Origin of the sequence: Pedobacter sp. JCM 36344, from assembly GCF_046546555.1 — a bacterium.
In the GTDB taxonomy this organism is placed as follows: domain Bacteria; phylum Bacteroidota; class Bacteroidia; order Sphingobacteriales; family Sphingobacteriaceae; genus Pedobacter.
The window spans coordinates 1-17,094 of record NZ_JBKHKK010000013.1; the positions used below are offsets into that span (position 1 = coordinate 1).

The window sequence follows — 17,094 nt, forward strand, 5'->3', positions numbered from 1 at the left end:
ATTTCATCTGCATTAGCAACGGTAAATTCTTTTAATCCATATTGAACACCTTCTTTTTCAATGAGTGCATAAAGTTTGGTGAGTTCGTCATAAATAGTTCTGGTGTTTTTGCTATCTAATTTAAGTTTAACACCTTCGCCTCCCTTTAAGGAACTAAGAGAAATATTTTCAATATCCTCCCATTGATCGTTAAGTTTTTTCCTTTGGTGTACTATAGTAAGACCGACTGTTTCGCCTACTTCTTTTTTTGTAATATTTAAATCAACGAGCAGAACTTTCCTTGTCGAACTGTTTTCTTCAATTATAATGGGGTCAACAAGTCGGGCTGAATTTGCAGAAGTGCTTACTGTTTTATAGTTGTCCATTTTTTGTGTTGTTCAAGTTTATTGGATTGACTGCTTGCTGAAGGGCTTGGTAAACAATTTAATATGTCGGCACTTTTAACATCCGACGTTAATGTCTGGCCTATGGTGCGTTATTTATTTTTTTTAGAATGTTATCTACTTTGAGATAGTGAGGACTGAATGCATCCTTATCGGTTTGAATATACATAATCAAACTGAAAAGTTTAATTGAATTACTTAGTTGAAAAGATAGTCCACACATACGAATATATTCGGTTTGCCTTTTTTCTTTGCTATTCATTGACATCATTTCTTGACAGGATTTCATGCCCCCATGAACAAAAGATGAGAGATTTGAATAATCAATTATGAATTTTCCCAAAGTATTGGATAAATCTGTATCACCTGCCTTGAACTGGCCATTTAAATAACTTACTATATTTTTAAAAGTGTATTTTTTCGTCTCATCTTCAACTTCTTTACGTGTTTTATTTTTAAACTTAGGGTGTTCCTTTAGAAAATCATCCCAATCTTTGAATGTATAGGTTGGATCAAATAGTTGATGCTCTGATATTTTTGCTCTAAGTGAATCTAGGACTTCTCTTGCGTGGCCATATTCTTGAAAATCATAGGCAAAATCGTCACTTTTGGTTAATCCCCACTTTACGAATATAAATTTGAATTTCACGTAGTGCTCAATTAGACATCTATATAAGATTTTTACAGCGAAATAATCATCAGTTTCGCAACTGTCGTATATTGAATTTTTTATAAATGTTCCGCTAGTGTCGAATAAACTTAATAGGATATTTGTATAGGGATATTTCTTGACAAAATCAGATGTCTTAATTTTCAAAAAATATTTTTGAAACTCTTCAAAAATCTCGTCATCTAAATCCCTTATTCTCCCAATTTCCTTCATGCTTTCCTAATCTTTGCGTTAGATTTCAATTTAAAATCGAATTTTGTTCATTTTCAGATTCTCTAACAATTTCGTTAAAAATAGGTAAATATGTCACTTTAATTAGGAATCGATGTTCGGTTTCATTTTTGCTGTTTTCGATGTTGAACTGACTGTATTCTACTGAAACTGAATCTTTAAGGAAATTTCCTCCAAATTGATTTGTATCTTTAATCATTTTACCATATCTATTTTTTAGGTTGTTCACAGCGATGCTATCAAAACTATTAGGTTCAGCTAATTCTCCAATAAATGAATATCTAAATAATCTATCATCAAAAAAATCATATGTCAATTCTGAAGTAAATGTCCAAAGATTGAAATCATCTATTTTTTTTGCAGTAATTCTCTTTTCATTGAGTAATTTATTTAGCCCAGGTTCAAAAAAGACGAAAGTTAAGCCTTTCTTTAACTTGAGCTTGTTTGCTCTTTCCACTTCTTTACTTGACATGTTCCAAGTTGAATTTAAAATAGCTTTTTTGTTATACCCTGTTTTGTGTATAAATAGCTTTTCTTCTTTCCAGTATTCGTTGAGAAACAAAAAACTAACTACAATTGCAATGATTACAATGAAAGCTAACATCGATTTTAATACCTTTTTATTCATCTGTTTAAATAATTACTTTTGCATTTAATGAGGATTGAACATTCTAAAAAAGTCAGATGTCATAAGTGGAACTTCTCTTTAAAATTCCCGCTTTATTGCGACCAATTTCCTTGTTAAATTGTAGCTCTCTCCCAAAACAATAATATCCAGTTGTGATATATTCAAAAATAGTAAAAATAGGGTACTTCCTACATAATGAATAGAAACCATTAAGTGGATGCTCTAATTAGCTTTGACAATCTCAAACACAGTGTTAATTGTGATAAAATGTTCTTATATTTACCGCTAGCAATTGCAGCTAAAACGTATTAAAAAAATAGTGAGTAATTCGATGAGTAGAATTACAAAATAGCCTCAAGTACTATTTAAACGCTGATTTTTACACTAGGTGTAAATCCCAGCGGGATCACAAGATTTAATATCAAAACTACACAAAACCCTGCAATCGCACGATAAGCAGGGTTTTTTCTTTTAGGGAATTGCCAAAATTAGCATGTTTTCACAAAACTTTGCTGAGTGATTCGGTGAGTAGTTTTTAAATATTTTATAACTCACCGAATAATCTGTAACTAATTGTATTATAATTAGTTACAGCTGTTCATTTTGTAAACGTTATACTGTAAAGCTATTTGTTTAGCTTTTAATGTTCATATTACAAAAACAAATTTTAACCTGCTCTTCTACATGAAAATGCAAAAAAAATACACTAAGGGTCTTGCTCCCATTTACATCCGTATTAACATTAACGGAAAAAGAGCCGAATGTTCAATCTGAAGACAATGTGAACTCAAACGTTGGAATTGACCAAGATCATTAAATCCTATCATCAAAGTAAAAGACAAATAATTTCAGGATGAGACACCTGACAGATTTGTCATTGGCATCTTCCAGAGATTTATCTAAAATATCGTAATCAGGTATTACTGAAGGAATAACTACATTTGTTTATGATCAAAATAGCATTGGTTGAAGACGATGTCAAAATTGCCAAACTCATTAGAGACGGACTTCAGGAACAAAATTTTGAAGTAAGCATGATACACAATGGAGATGAAGCTTTGCAACTTTTTAAAACAGTATATTTTGATCTAATCATATTAGATGTTATGATGCCCGGGGTTACCGGATTGGAAATCTGTAAACAGTTGAGAAATAGACAAAGCGATACACCCATTCTCATGCTTACCGCTTTGGGTTCTATTGATGATAAAGTAACAGGTTTAAACGCCGGGGCCGATGATTATCTAATTAAACCCTTCCATTTTAAAGAATTATTAGCTAGAATAGAAGCCTTATTAAGAAGACGGCGCCAAGATATTGATAAAAAAGAAATACAGTTGCTCCAGTTTGAAGATGTCACATTAAACTTATTAAGTAAAGAGATTTACAGAGGAGGTATTCAAATTCAGCTTACAGCGAAAGAATTCACCTTGCTTGAGCTCTTTCTACGCAACCCAAACCGTCTCTTATCCAGACAATATATTGCAGAAAAGGTATGGGACATCAGCTTTGATATCGGAACCAATGTAATAGACGTTTACATCAATTTTTTGCGAAAAAAAATTGAAAAGGAGTTCTCTAGAAAACTTATACATACCATCATAAATATGGGGTATATCCTTAAATAAAACATGAAAATAAAGGACCGCTTGTCATTATCCTTTACCGTGACCTTCGCGGTAATCTTATTGTTTATATTAAGCTCCGTTTATTTTATCTTCCTTAAATTTGTTGAAGCTGATTTCTTTGAGCGACTTACTGACCGGACTATGGTTACTGCTAAACTGTACCTAGATGCGGATGAAATCACAACGAGCTCTCTAATTAAAGCTAGAGGAACTTATTTAAAAAAGTTGGATAGCGAGGTAATCAGAATTTACAATTCAAATAATAAGGCCGAATTCATTGGTGATGATCAGCAATACTGGAGTGCCAATATCATTGAGCAAGTAAGAAAACACGGAAAATTAAGATACAAGGATGGCAAAAGACAAGTCGTAGGTATTTTTTATAAAGATAACCAAGGAGATTTTGTGATCTTGGCTTCGGCAGCTGATGAAACCAACAATTACAGGATGAACAGGTTGCTTAAAATTATGGCTTTCATATTTATAGTTATCTTGTTAGGCCTGCTATTGTTTGGAAGATGGATAGTTAAACTTATATTATCTCCTTTAGATCATTTTATAGCTGATGTACAGCAAATTAAATCCAACAATCTGCACCTTCGTATTAAAAAGGGAAAAAATAAGGATGAAATAAACTTGCTCACAAGAAATTTCAATAATCTTATGGAACACCTAGAAAACGCCTTTGTATTACAAAAAACATTTGTTGCCAACGCCTCACATGAACTTAGGGTACCAATAACCAGGATTGCTATAGCCGCAGAATTAGCTTTATCAAAAGAAAGAGAAATATTCGTCTATAAAGAAGCCTTGGCCTCAGTTTTACACGAGGTAGAAAAAATGGATCAGATCATCGCCGGACTGCTCGATCTTGCCCAGGCAGATCTGGAATTTAGTTCTTCTCAAGCCGTTCCGCTTCGCATTGATGAATTAATTTGGACTTTACAGGACGAATGGAAATGTAAACCAGAAAAATTGGAGTTGCTGGTCACTATAAAAAAACTGCCCGAAGAGGAAAAGGAATTACTTATAAAAGCAAACCCTACCCAAGTACATATTGCATTGAATAATATCATATCAAATGCTTTTAAATTTTCTAATAATAAACCCGTAAACTGTGAGTTTGAAGTAAGCGAAAGCGAAATTCGGCTTTTATTCAAAGATAAAGGTGTTGGTATATCAAAAATCGAACAGGAAGAAATATTTAAACCCTTTTACACCTCGTCCACAGAAATCCACCGTAAAGGAATGGGTATGGGGCTATATATGGCTTATAAAATCATCACCTTGTTTAAAGGTACACTTAATGTAGTTTCCGAAAAAGGTGAAGGAAGTACTTTTATTGTTGTCTTTCCGAAATTTTAATCCCTGTTAATTTCCTGCGGTTGGCTTGGCACAGTCTAACCCATAACTTATTTTAAAAAAAAATGGGCATTAGAATATAAAAATCCGTTGTTAATATAAATTTAATATTATGTTAACGGACTTTCATAGGATATCAGGGTAAAAATGCATAGTCTTTTACTTTTCTACCCATTAACTACCATTAGCTAAAGTCTTTTACGATACAATTTAATTCCGCTTTAATCTCGCTTTAATCTTGTTTTAATTTCATGTTAACTCAGGTACGTATTAACATTTATTTAATATAAACTTCATGTTGTCTCTCTTTTTTTGTATAAAAATAAGATCAACGAAATGAAGAAAATTTTTACTATCAACTTAAGGTATCTTATCCTCATGTTTTTGCTATGTGCAGGATTTAGTGTAAATGCTCAGGTTACCACCTCGAGTATCAACGGAAAAGTACGCGATGCCAAAGGTATTGCCGTTCCAGGAGCAAACGTATCAATTATACACTTGCCAACAGGGACAAAATTTAGTGCAGTTACGAGTGCAGATGGCGCATACTGGGTAAATAACTTAAACCCTGGTGGCCCATACAAGGTAACCGTAACATATATTGGTTATGCGAAAGAAGAAAAGAATAATATAAACTTAAGCTTAGGTTCCGACCAACGGCTTGACTTTATTTTACAGGATGAAGGCATACGATTGGGTGAAATAGTGATAGCCGCAACCCGTGGTACAGCCAAAACTGGAGCTGGAACCCAAATTGGCGAAGAACAAATCAAAACCTTACCAACCGTAAGCCGAAGCTTAACTGATGTTACCCGTTTAACCCCTCAGGGCAGTAAGGACAATTCTTTTGTAGGCACTAACTTTCGATATAATAACGTAACTATTGACGGAGCAATTAACAACGATGCCATTGGATTTAGTCCGTCATTAGGTGGTCAAAGTGGTAGTTCGGGTATGCCTGGTAGCAGTACCCGTACCAATCCAGTATCTATTGATGCCATTCAAGACGTACAAGTTTTGCTAGCCCCCTACGATGTGAAAATCGGGAACTTTACTGGTGGTAGTATAAACGCAGTAACCCGTTCAGGAACAAATGATGTTTCTGGATCAGTGTATGGTTATGGACGTAATGCCTCTTTAGTTGGCAGAAATAAAATTGGAGATAACTCTAAAGAGCCATCGGCTTTTCACGATTATCAAACCGGATTTAGGTTGGGTTTTCCAATTATTAAAGGCAAATTATTCTTTTTTACCAATGAAGAGCTTACCCGTCGCCAGGACCCTGTAATACTGGGAGCAGGGTCGTTAGATATGAAAGTAATTACCGCCAATGAGGCAAATTTGATTAGTAATTACATGATAGCCAATTACGGTATTGATGCCGGATCAACTGGAGACTATAATATCTATGCAAAATCTAACAAATTTTTTAACCGTTTAGATTGGAACATCAACGAAAAAAACCAGTTAACCATCCGAAACAACACCATCCGTTCTGAAGCTACAAATTTAGAACGTGACCAGTCCAATTTCAGGTTCGGTGGCATTGATTATAAACAAACTAATAACCAGAGTTCAACTGTTGCCGAGTTAAAAAGCAGACTTTCAAATAATACATCAAATAACTTAGTGATTGGTTATTCAAACATTCACGATTTCAGAGATCCGACTTCTAATACTGCTATCCCACAAATTGAAATTGCCGGACATGGGGGGACAATTTTTTTGGGTACTGACCGGGAAGCAAGTATATTCAATATGAAACAAAAGACTTTTGAATTTACCGATAACTATACTTTTACCAATGGTAAACATACCTTTACAATTGGTACACACAATGAATTGTACAACATTACCTATGGTTTTGTGAATGCCTGGAATGGTCGCGTAGCCTATAGCAACGTACCAGATTTCCTTGCAAACAAACCAAACCGTGTTCGTACCAATTTTAGCTATAACAACAACACCAGAGATTACATTATAGACAATCCTCCAGCAGAATTTAAATTGAATATGTTCAGTTTATATGGAGAAGATCAATTCCGGATCACAGACAAGTTTAAATTAACTTACGGAATCCGGTTTGACTTGGCCAATCTACCAAACAAACAACCCTTGAGTGATAAAACTATCAATGCACCTGTTGATATTAATTATGGTACAACAAATACTTATACCCAACCAAAAGACATTAAAAATGATTTCCTAAGTCAGGTACAGATCTCTCCGCGTGTAGGATTTACTTACGATGTCAATGGCGATCAGAAGTTAATACTTAGAGGCGGTAGCGGTTTATTTACCGGTCGGGTTCCTTTTGCCTGGTTAGGTTATGCCTATTATAATAATGGAGTTACCTATGGTGCCTTCGATAAAAAATACACTTATACTGGTACATCACCTGTTATACCGGTAGCAGGTACAGATCCAATTAAAGATGCTTTATCCGGTAATGGTGAAGCAGGATTTGTAAGTAAACAAGGTATTAATGTAAACGATGCGACTGGTAAAACCCAGGTCGACCTAATCGACAATAATTTTAAAATGCCTAAAACCTGGAGAACAAGCTTAGCATTTGATTATAAAACCCAAAACCAATGGAAATTCTCTGTAGAAGGAATTTACACTAAAGTGATTAATGATCTAAAATTTCAACAGGTTAACATTTTAGACAATGCAATCTATTATCCATATGATGTAAACCAAAAACAGCCAATCTATCAAAAAGTAAATGGCAATCAGCTAATCAACCCAAAATACAGCAATGCTTACTTGTTGTCTAATACCAGTCAGGGCTACCGTTACAGCATAACCGGACAGATAAGCAAAGCTTTTCCTTTTAGTTTAGATGTTATGGCTGCTTATACCTATGGTCAATCTAAAGATATTACCAATGGTATTCGTAATTCAATGGAATCTAACTGGCAGTTAAACCAGTCGTTAAACCCCAATATGCCCAAATTGGCCTACTCTAACTTTGATATCCGTAACCGCATTGTATCAACGGTTAACTTTAAACATTCATGGGATAGTCAAAACAAATATGTCGCTAATTTCTCCTTGTTTTTTAGCGCGCAATCGGGTTCTCCATATTCTTATGGTCTGCTAAATACAACCATTAATGGAACTGGACAAAATGTAAGTTTAATGTACATCCCCAACGCGGGAGAAACTGCTAAATTTATTGTTGACCGTAAAGATGCCCAGGCAACCATTGTGGAAACCGCTGCAAGCCAAATAGCCGCTTTTGATGCTTACATTGATGGAGATAAATATTTGAAAACCAGAAGAGGAAAATTTACTGAGCGTAACGGTGCACGTACACCTTGGAACGTACAGTCCGACTTCCGTTTCTCTCAAGATATTATTGTAGCTGGTAATGGTGCTAAAAAGCAGACTCTTACCTTTACCTATGATATCGTAAACTTAACTAATTTATTGAATAAGGACTGGGGAGTACAGTATTTTTCGCCTAACACTTATAACTCGATGGCTAGCATTGGCTTAAAATCTGTAGCTGTAGGTACTGCCACAGCCTACCCAACGTACAACTTTGAACAGGTAAATACCAGTACTTACGCAAAAGATTTTTTTGCATCACGTTTCCAAATGCAGTTTGGATTAAGGTATAGCTTTTAAGTATCTTTTCTTTTGATATTTTAAGACCCGATATAAAATCACATTTTGTATCGGGTCTTTTCCTTTATTTTATCTCTTTGTAATACTCCCCAATATTAGGTCGATAGTTTAAGGTTATAAAAATGGCTGTAAATTTAGATAGGATAAAAAAAGTATGCAGAAAAAAATTCAGCGCAGAATTCAAAATAAAAGTATTCATAACGGCGTTAAAAGAATATTTCTGTAACTGTTTTTAGGGAAGATTACAGAAGCATTTTAACTTAATTTTTATTCATTATTGCCGCCTCTGCCCTGCTGATCATAGCTTTTATGCCAAATTTTTCCTAATATAATTTCAAGTATTTTTTTTACAACATTCGGAATATTATGCTTTAAATCAATTCAATTGACACAAACCCATGTCGTAATTGTTTATTCTGAGTCATGTTCATTTATATTCAATGCCTCATCAAGTTTTCCTATTATAAATAGGGTCGTTTTGAAGTTAACGAAATATAGGAACACTACACTGAATAAGACAAACCGGCTTAAGCAAAACAAAACATGAAAAAAAGCACTGATCATCCTAAGCAATTACAAAAGTGCCTTACGGGCATCAAAGGCTTCGATGAAATTACAGAAGGCGGGCTTCCGAAAAACAGAACCACTTTAGTTAGTGGAGGTGCAGGTTCGGGAAAAACCCTTTTGGGACTTGATTTTTTAATCAATGGCGCAATCAAATTCAAAGAGCCGGGCGTATTCATGTCTTTTGAAGAAACACAAGAAGAACTTTATACAGACGTGGCTTCTCTTAACCTAGATCTGCAAGGGCTTGTATCACAAAGGAAAATTTTGATAGAACATGTGCTTTTGGAGCGAAAAGATGTTCATGAGATTGACTTTAACCTTGAAGGGTTATTCGTTCGTTTGGAGCATGCAATTGATTCCATTGGTGCAAAACGGGTTGTTTTAGATTCTATTGAATCTATTTTTGCCGGCATCACAGATGTCGGTATTCTTCGCTTAGAGATAAAAAGACTTTTCAGGTGGCTGAAAGAAAAACAGGTTACTGCCATCGTTACCGGCGAGCCGTTACAGGAAACTTTTACCCGTCATGGTCTGGAACAGTACATTTCCGACTGCATCATTTTACTGGACAACAGGGTTAAGGAACAAATTGCTATCCGCAGAATCCGTATAGTTAAATATCGTGGTTCAAAACATGGAACAAACGAATATCCTTTCGTAATTGATAAGGAGGGACTTTCAGTAATTCCCATCACCTCTGCAGGGCTTGATCAACCGGGCACAACTCATAAAGTTTCGACAGGTATTCCCTCGTTAGACAAAATGTTCAGGGGTGTTAAATCGGGTTTTGCCAAAGGTAGTACGGTACTTGCATCAGGTACAGCAGGTACTGGAAAAACAAGCCTTGCAGCTGCGTTCGCAGTAGCAAGTTGTAAACGTGGAGAACGCTGTCTTTTCCTATCCTATGAAGAATCGGCAGGGCAGCTCGTTCAAAATATGAGTTCTATAAACATTCATTTTGAGCCAATGATAAAAAAAGGACTCTTAAAAATTGTATCTACGAGGCCTACCTTTTTTGGTTTAGAGATGCATCTACTCGATTTATATAAACTCATTGCAGAATTTAAGCCGAATACAGTGGTCATAGATCCCCTTACTAGTCTTATTGGAGAGGGTGACCAACGTGAAATCCGCTCAATGATTACCCGAATGATTGATCTGTTAAAATCAAATGGCATCACCAGCTTTTTTACGAGTCTCGTTTCTTCCGCCGCACAAAATGATACGAGCGGAGAAATTGGAGTATCTTCACTAATAGACACCTGGATCGTAGTGAGAGAATTAGAGGAAGATTTAAGCAAAAAACGCATTCGAGGGCTTTTCATTGTCAAGTCACGTGGCACCGGCCACGACAGTGATGTCCACAAATTAATTTTGAGTGATGATGGAATAAAATTGGTGCCAATGGATGATAAATCTATAGCGGTCGCAAATGAGAAAAACAAGATCGGCAAAAATGTGTCCGAGGGTCAAAAATTAATTAAACAAGATAAAGGTGAATAGTCAACAAAAGGTGTACCTTTCATAGATATGGGAGCATTATATCCTACCCTCATTGTTGGTATTGGTGGCTCTGCTGGGGCACTTAACGCATATAAGGCACTTTTGAATGTCATGCCTGCAAATACAGGTATGGCCTTTGTCATTATTTCTCACATGAACCCAATAGCCCATAGTCAGCTAGCTGAAATACTGGCGCGTCATACAGAAATGGCTGTAAAGGTCGCTTCTGATTCAATGCTGATCCAGGCCAATAACGTTTACGTAATTCCTGCGAACTCAGACCTTTTAATGGAGAACTATAACTTCAAAGTCATCTCCCCTCGCTCAGGCAGAAACAAACAAATTGATTTATTTTTTACCTCTTTAGCTGCGGTAATGGGCGATCGAGCAATCGGCATTGTCCTTTCAGGATACGATCATGATGGTACCGAGGGCTGTAAGCAAATTAAAGCGAACGGAGGAAAAACCTTTGCTCAGGATATGTCTGCTGAAGTAAACTATATGCCGCTCAGTGCTCAGCATTCGGGTAATATTGATTTCGTTATCCCTCTCGACAAAATTCCGGATAAACTAAAAAATTTGGCAGCTGCGCTTAAAACTTAGTAACGAACCACGATATTAAGTTTGACCGGTTAATCGCTGGAAGATCCAAGCCGAAAAATTAATTAAGAGGTAAACTAAAGTAAAAAGTTGACCCTTTATCTTTCTCACTTTCTATCCATACTTTACCATTATGCCGTTGAATGATTTCGGCTGATAAGTAAAGCCCGAGGCCAAAACCTGAATTTTTTTTGGTATCCATATTTTCTATCCGGTAGTAACGATCAAATAACTTTTCCTGATCCTGTAGTTTAATACCGATGCCCTCATCTTTTACACTTACTTGAACGGTGCCATTTACTTCTTTACAAGAAATTTCAATATTTTTTCCATGTGGCGAATACTTTACCGAATTACTTAGAAAGTTGTTGATCACCTGGCCTATCTTATCCCTATCCGCCTTAACAGATACCGTTGGGCTGGGCAATACTGTAATGTTGTGGCTTGTTGCGGTTATCAGTGTAACCTCTTCCATTACTTCATTCAGGAGGGCATTCATTTCGAAAGTCTCCTCATTCAAATAAATTTTGCCAGCTTCAAAGCTTGAAACATTTAAAAAGCTATTGATCAGGGCGGTCATTTTCTTTACCTGCGTATGTGCCTTATCCAATTTAACAATACTAAAAATGTCTTCGTCCTTTTTTGCCCGGATCTTTAAAAGCTGTATATATCCCTGGAGTGATGTTAGCGGCGTTCTCAACTCATGACTGACCATCGCGATAAAGTCATTTTTCCGAATCTCATCCTGCTTATGAATCGTGATATCATGTACAACGCCCGTAAAATAAGCGGGCTTATCTTCCAAATCTTTGGAAATATCTCCATTAGCTCTTACCCAACGAAGTTTTCCATCATGAAAATCCCGCAACGGATATTCTATGTCACATTTTACACCCTTGCTAATATTGGCTTCAATGGCATCGGTCACTAAAGTTTGATATTGACTGTCAATTTGGGCGACAGCCGCCTCACAAGTCATTTGCTCATCTGGATGAAAACCAAATATTTCCCTAAATCGTTGTGATGGAATAAATTCACGCGTTTGGAGGTCTATAGACCACGTTCCCATTGCTGCCGAATCCATGGCTATACCCAGCATTTTATTACTTACATTTAGTTCCTGCTGTATCTTTTTTAATTCGGTAATATCATTAAATGTAAGAATGGCACCATCTTTCTTATTATCTGCCTGCCGTATATACGGCATCGTCATTACCTGGTACCATTTGCCATCGTTAGTTTCAATTTCTTTGGTAACAACACTACCATCGGCCAGCACTTTTTTAATGTCGTTTAATATTGTTTCAAACTTTATATTGGTTGATATATTACTGAGCGGCCTGCCTACATCAGATTCAAGCAGGTTGATCTGCTTTACCGTACCCGGCGAAAATTTCATTAACTGCAACTCATTATTAATAAATAACTGGCCGTTAATGTTACTTCTGAAATAATTATTTAAATCGTCATTAATTTCCAGCAGTTCTTTATTTTTTAGTTGGTAATCCGCATTAATGGTATGCAGTTCTTCGTTTACCGATTGCATTTCTTCATTGGTGCTTTGCATTTCTTCATTGGCCGAAAGAAGCTCTTCATTAAAAGATTGCATATTTTCATTGGAAGCATCAAGCTTTTCATGAGCAGACTGAAGCTTATCTTTTAGTTCCTTCAACTCTTCTTCAAGATTCATGGTGTATTCACCATGGTAAATTTTTTCATCAAACACCATATCTTCCTGATGTTCAGTGTTGGATAATCTGTCTTCAGTAAAAGTTACCAATAATAATGTTTGCTCACCTTTCTTTCCGGTTAAAGGACGTACGGAGAGACTTATTTTAATTACAGATTGGTTGTTTTTAATTTTTATCCCGGTGAGGGTAGTTTTTTTGCTAGTTTTTAAGGCACTGGTTTTTAATGTATTAAACGCAACTGCAATCGGCTTTGGCAAAAGTGCTTCCAAATTTGAAGTGTAATGCTTTTGTAAAAAATATTTTGTCGTATCCCCGTAAGATTTAACAACATTGTTGTTTTCGTCAATGCAAACGGCCAGGTAATCGAGGTCTTCGGCTAAGCTATCGTGCATCTTTTCTGCCTGAGAATTATTTGCACTTTGGGAAGTGTCCTCATAAGAAAAGGAGGAAGTTTTACGTTTCGGATCAACAAGCTCTGGTAATGAGAACGCATCAAATTGTAAAAGCGGTTTTGTTTCAAGATTCTTGTAAATCTTATATTTTTTATGGGCAATTTCTAGATTTTTGATGATCGGCATCGGGTTTTCGCTGGAACCCAAAAATAGATATCCATCCTTTTTAAGCCCAAAAAGCAGCATGGTAAATATCTTTTTTTGCAATACAGGTGTCATGTAGATCAGCAGGTTGCGACAACTGATAAAATTCATATTGCAATACGGGGGGTTTTTCACCAGGTCGTGCTTTGCAAAGATCACCATTTTACGTATTTTCGGGCTGATCTTATAATTTTTCCCTTCTTTAATAAAATAATTCTCTAGTCGCTCCGCGGATATGTCCTTTGCAATGCTTAAGCTATAAATTCCTTTGCCAGCCTGCGTTAACGCGGCAGTATCAATATCTGTAGCGAATATCTTTACAACGGTATCTTTAAGCTTGCCGCCTAATTGCTCAGCTATTAATATGGCGAGTGAATAAGCTTCTTCGCCGGTAGCGCAGCCCGCTACCCACAATTTTAATTCTTCCTCGGGGGCAAGTTTTTCCAAGATGCCTGGCAATACCTTTTGTTCAATAAAGTTAAAGGCTTCTTCATCTCTGAAAAATGAAGTAACACTGATTAAAAAATCCTTAGCCAATGCGGCTATTTCTATGGGAGTTGCCTTCAAAAAGTCAATGTAATTTTCTAATCTATTGAAATTATTGTAGGCCGCCCTTCTTTTAATTCGTCTTAATATGGTAGTTTGCTTGTAATCGGAAAAATCAAGCGGTAGCTGTTCATTAATTAGATGTACAATAGCCTCTAGATTTTTTTGGTCGTCAGCAGTATCAAGCGTTAATTCCTGCTCGCGTTTTACATAATCTTCAATAGTACCCGGCATTAATTCAGGCTCCAAAATAAAATCTACCATACCTGTAGCGATGGCGTTAGAAGGCATGCTGGCAAACTCTGCTGTTTCCGGGTTGCGGGCAATCACCATTCCACCTGCTTTTTTAATAGCCTTTATACCTTGGGTGCCATCACTGCCTAAGCCCGAAAGCACTACGGCAATAGCCTTGGTCCCGCAATCTGCCGCCAGTGAATTAAAAAATGTATTTATGGTAAGGTGAGGACCTGGAGCTTTTTCTTTGCTTGCTAAATATAACGTATCATCACTTATGGTCATGAACTTATCGCTGGGGATAAGATATACCTGGTTGCTTTTTACCTGCATACCATTTTTAGCTTCCACAACTACAAGCTTGCTGTGTTTGGCAAGTAATTCAACCATCCTACTTTTAAAATCAGAAGATAAATGCTGTACAATAACGTAAGAAACACCATCTAAAGGCGTATTGTCAAAAAAAGAATTGATCTCTTCCATGCCGCCCGCAGAGGCGCCAATAGCAATAATATGGTGGGGATTAGCATTCATAGGGCAGAATTTTAAAGAGCAGTATTAGAATCTTAAGAACTTCTAATAATATAATAAAATAAGTAAACCAAACTTACACTATATTTTTTAAAATGAACGTTTTATTGCTGTTAATACCGTGTTATCATAGATAAACTTTCACTTACAACTTTCGGAAATGGTATAATTTAAATCATTGCTGTTCGGTAAAAATTATAAATCAAACAAAAAATAGTGTTTTGGCCATTCTAAAGTAGAAAAATCGGGCAATTATTAATAACTGAAATTCAAATAATTGCTATGAAAAAATGCAAATTTACGGAGGCACAGATCGTATTTGCGATCAGGGAATAAAAGGTGAATAGGTAGTCGAAATTTTAGAATCTATTCGGATTAAAAAACTACTTATCGATTTTAACACCATCCATAAGTTGAACACTCTTTTTTAACGATTTGTATAACATTTGAAACGATTAATCCCTATATCATATATTGTATGATACGTTTATATACTAAATTTGTATCTTCGGTGAAACGATGGAAGCATTAATAAACAAATTCAGGCGCTTAATTAATACTAATAGAACTGAGTTTAGAAGAGGGCTTAGCTACAAGATTAACTGGAACGCAAGGGGTATTTGTATAGAAGGTGCACGTGGCACGGGTAAATCCACTATGATGCTCCAATATATTCAGACGAATTTACCTTTAGAACAAACGTTATATACCTCGTTGGATGACTTATACTTTAGACAAAACAATCTGGTAGAAGTTGCGGAGCGTTTTTATGGGCTTGGTGGTAGGCATCTCTTTTTGGATGAAGTTCATAAATACGATGACTGGCAAACAGCGGTAAAGAATATATATGATTTTTTGCCAGATATGAAATTGGTGATTTCAGGGTCTTCTATCCTGGCTTTACAGCAATCAAGAGTGGACCTAAGCAGGCGTTTGCTAAACTATCACTTACCTGAATTGTCGCTGAGAGAATATATATCCTTAAAGCATTCGGTTGAGCTTCCAATTTATAGTTTTGATGACCTATTGAGTAACCACGGCGAAATTGGGGCGCATTTACATAAAATTATCCCCTCACCATTAAAATCGCTTAACGATTATTTCAATTATGGTGCATATCCCTTTTTTATTGAAGGTGAATCAGACTATTTTATGCGAATCAACCAGTTAATCAATGTAATTATCGATTATGATTTACCTGAGGCAAAGGCTATTGAAGTTGCTACGCTAGCCAAACTCAAGAAGCTTTTGTATGTCATTTCTACTTCCGTCCCTTTTACACCAAATATCACCAAACTTGCTGAACAGGTAAACACCTCTAGAATCCGTTTGCTGGAAATGCTGCATATACTGGAACAATCGCAGCTGATCAATAATTTACGCTCGGCCTCACATGGAACAAGCCTGATGAACAAGCCTGAAAAGATCTACTTGCATAATACCAGTCTTATTGCCGCTTTGGCTAATGGAAAACCAGACACCGGCAATCTAAGGGAAACATTTTTTCTTTCGCAAGTCCAAAATTCCGGAGCTATCGTAACCTATCCAAAGGTTGGAGATTTTATGGTGAATGGGAAATATCTTATGGAGATAGGTGGGAAGAGCAAATCTGGCAAACAAATACAGGGACATGAGCACGCTTATATAGTTGCAGATGACCTTGAATATGGTCTTGGCAATAAAATCCCATTGTGGTTGTTTGGATTTCTATATTAAAAAGAAAGTTCCGTTACTCGTTATCCAATTTTGTCAGACACAAAGGCATTTGATATCTACCTGGATCACTGAAGCTTCACAAAAATGTGAAGTTTTATTGTTTTAGTGAAACCAGTAGACAACAAACTTGAATTGGTGTCATCGCTTCACTGGAGATTTAGTTGTATATTAAATTCGTTTCAGGATTGACTGATTTTCATCTTAACGATGGGCTTCGATTAGATATAGTCATAGAGATGAAATGGATTGAAGGTTAAACACAATACCAATTAAAAATTATAAACACGTCAAAGAACTTTTCTGCTCGCTTCGCAGCAAGCAACTAACACTACACTCCCCTACTTATCCTACTACAATCTCACCCAGATGAGTGCTCGCGCTCAGCTTAGGCTACACTGTCCCAATCCTGCCTGCCTTACTGGACAATCGCAAATTTTAGTAGTAGGTCTATTTTCATTTTGTTAATTGTTTAGTGTCATACAAGGGTATGGTGTTTAAATCGGTTAAACTAATGTTGATCGAAAATGTCCGCGAATGTCCGCCGTTTCTGCAAAATGTCCGGTATTGTAGAA

At 36.2% G+C, this 17,094-nt stretch carries 10 protein-coding genes; 6 read left to right on the forward strand and 4 right to left on the reverse strand.

Annotated elements, in window-relative coordinates; genetic code table 11:
- From ACHFIZ_RS13075 to ACHFIZ_RS13085, 3 genes are all read right to left on the reverse strand, one after another.
- A partial coding sequence (locus ACHFIZ_RS13075) for a hypothetical protein (protein WP_410886544.1) occupies positions 1-365 on the reverse strand: 365 nt, incomplete at its 3' end.
- A 100-nt stretch (positions 366-465) separates the two neighbouring features.
- Complete coding sequence (locus tag ACHFIZ_RS13080; protein WP_410886546.1) at positions 466-1,266, reverse strand: DUF5677 domain-containing protein; 801 nt, start codon at positions 1,264-1,266, stop codon at positions 466-468.
- A gap of 25 nt (positions 1,267-1,291) precedes the next feature.
- Positions 1,292-1,912 (reverse strand): hypothetical protein, encoded by a 621-nt coding sequence (locus ACHFIZ_RS13085; RefSeq protein ID WP_410886548.1) that lies wholly within the window; start codon positions 1,910-1,912, stop codon positions 1,292-1,294.
- 947 nt (positions 1,913-2,859) lie between these two features.
- Here ACHFIZ_RS13085 and ACHFIZ_RS13090 point away from each other — a divergent pair.
- The 5 genes from ACHFIZ_RS13090 (at position 2,860) to ACHFIZ_RS13110 (ending at position 11,211) form a co-directional block, all read left to right on the forward strand.
- Complete coding sequence (locus tag ACHFIZ_RS13090) at positions 2,860-3,540, forward strand: response regulator transcription factor (RefSeq protein ID WP_410886550.1); 681 nt, start codon at positions 2,860-2,862, stop codon at positions 3,538-3,540.
- 3 nt (positions 3,541-3,543) lie between these two features.
- Positions 3,544-4,905 (forward strand): sensor histidine kinase, encoded by a 1,362-nt coding sequence (locus tag ACHFIZ_RS13095; RefSeq protein WP_410886552.1) that lies wholly within the window; start codon positions 3,544-3,546, stop codon positions 4,903-4,905.
- A gap of 333 nt (positions 4,906-5,238) precedes the next feature.
- Positions 5,239-8,538, forward strand: a complete 3,300-nt coding sequence (locus ACHFIZ_RS13100; protein WP_410886554.1) for a carboxypeptidase regulatory-like domain-containing protein — start codon at positions 5,239-5,241, stop codon at positions 8,536-8,538.
- Positions 8,539-9,081: 543 nt separating this feature from the next.
- On the forward strand, positions 9,082-10,608 hold the full coding sequence (kaiC, locus tag ACHFIZ_RS13105) for a circadian clock protein KaiC (RefSeq protein WP_410886556.1): 1,527 nt from the start codon (positions 9,082-9,084) through the stop codon (positions 10,606-10,608).
- Between the two features lie 27 nt (positions 10,609-10,635).
- Positions 10,636-11,211, forward strand: coding sequence for a chemotaxis protein CheB (locus ACHFIZ_RS13110; RefSeq protein ID WP_410886558.1), 576 nt, complete (start codon positions 10,636-10,638; stop codon positions 11,209-11,211).
- A 58-nt stretch (positions 11,212-11,269) separates the two neighbouring features.
- Here the strand turns inward: ACHFIZ_RS13110 and ACHFIZ_RS13115 are convergent, their stop codons facing one another.
- Positions 11,270-14,809, reverse strand: coding sequence for a chemotaxis protein CheB (locus ACHFIZ_RS13115; protein WP_410886560.1), 3,540 nt, complete (start codon positions 14,807-14,809; stop codon positions 11,270-11,272).
- A 516-nt stretch (positions 14,810-15,325) separates the two neighbouring features.
- Between ACHFIZ_RS13115 and ACHFIZ_RS13120 the strand changes: the two genes are divergently transcribed.
- Positions 15,326-16,522 (forward strand): ATP-binding protein, encoded by a 1,197-nt coding sequence (locus ACHFIZ_RS13120; protein WP_410886562.1) that lies wholly within the window; start codon positions 15,326-15,328, stop codon positions 16,520-16,522.
- Positions 16,523-17,094: the final 572 nt, after the last annotated feature.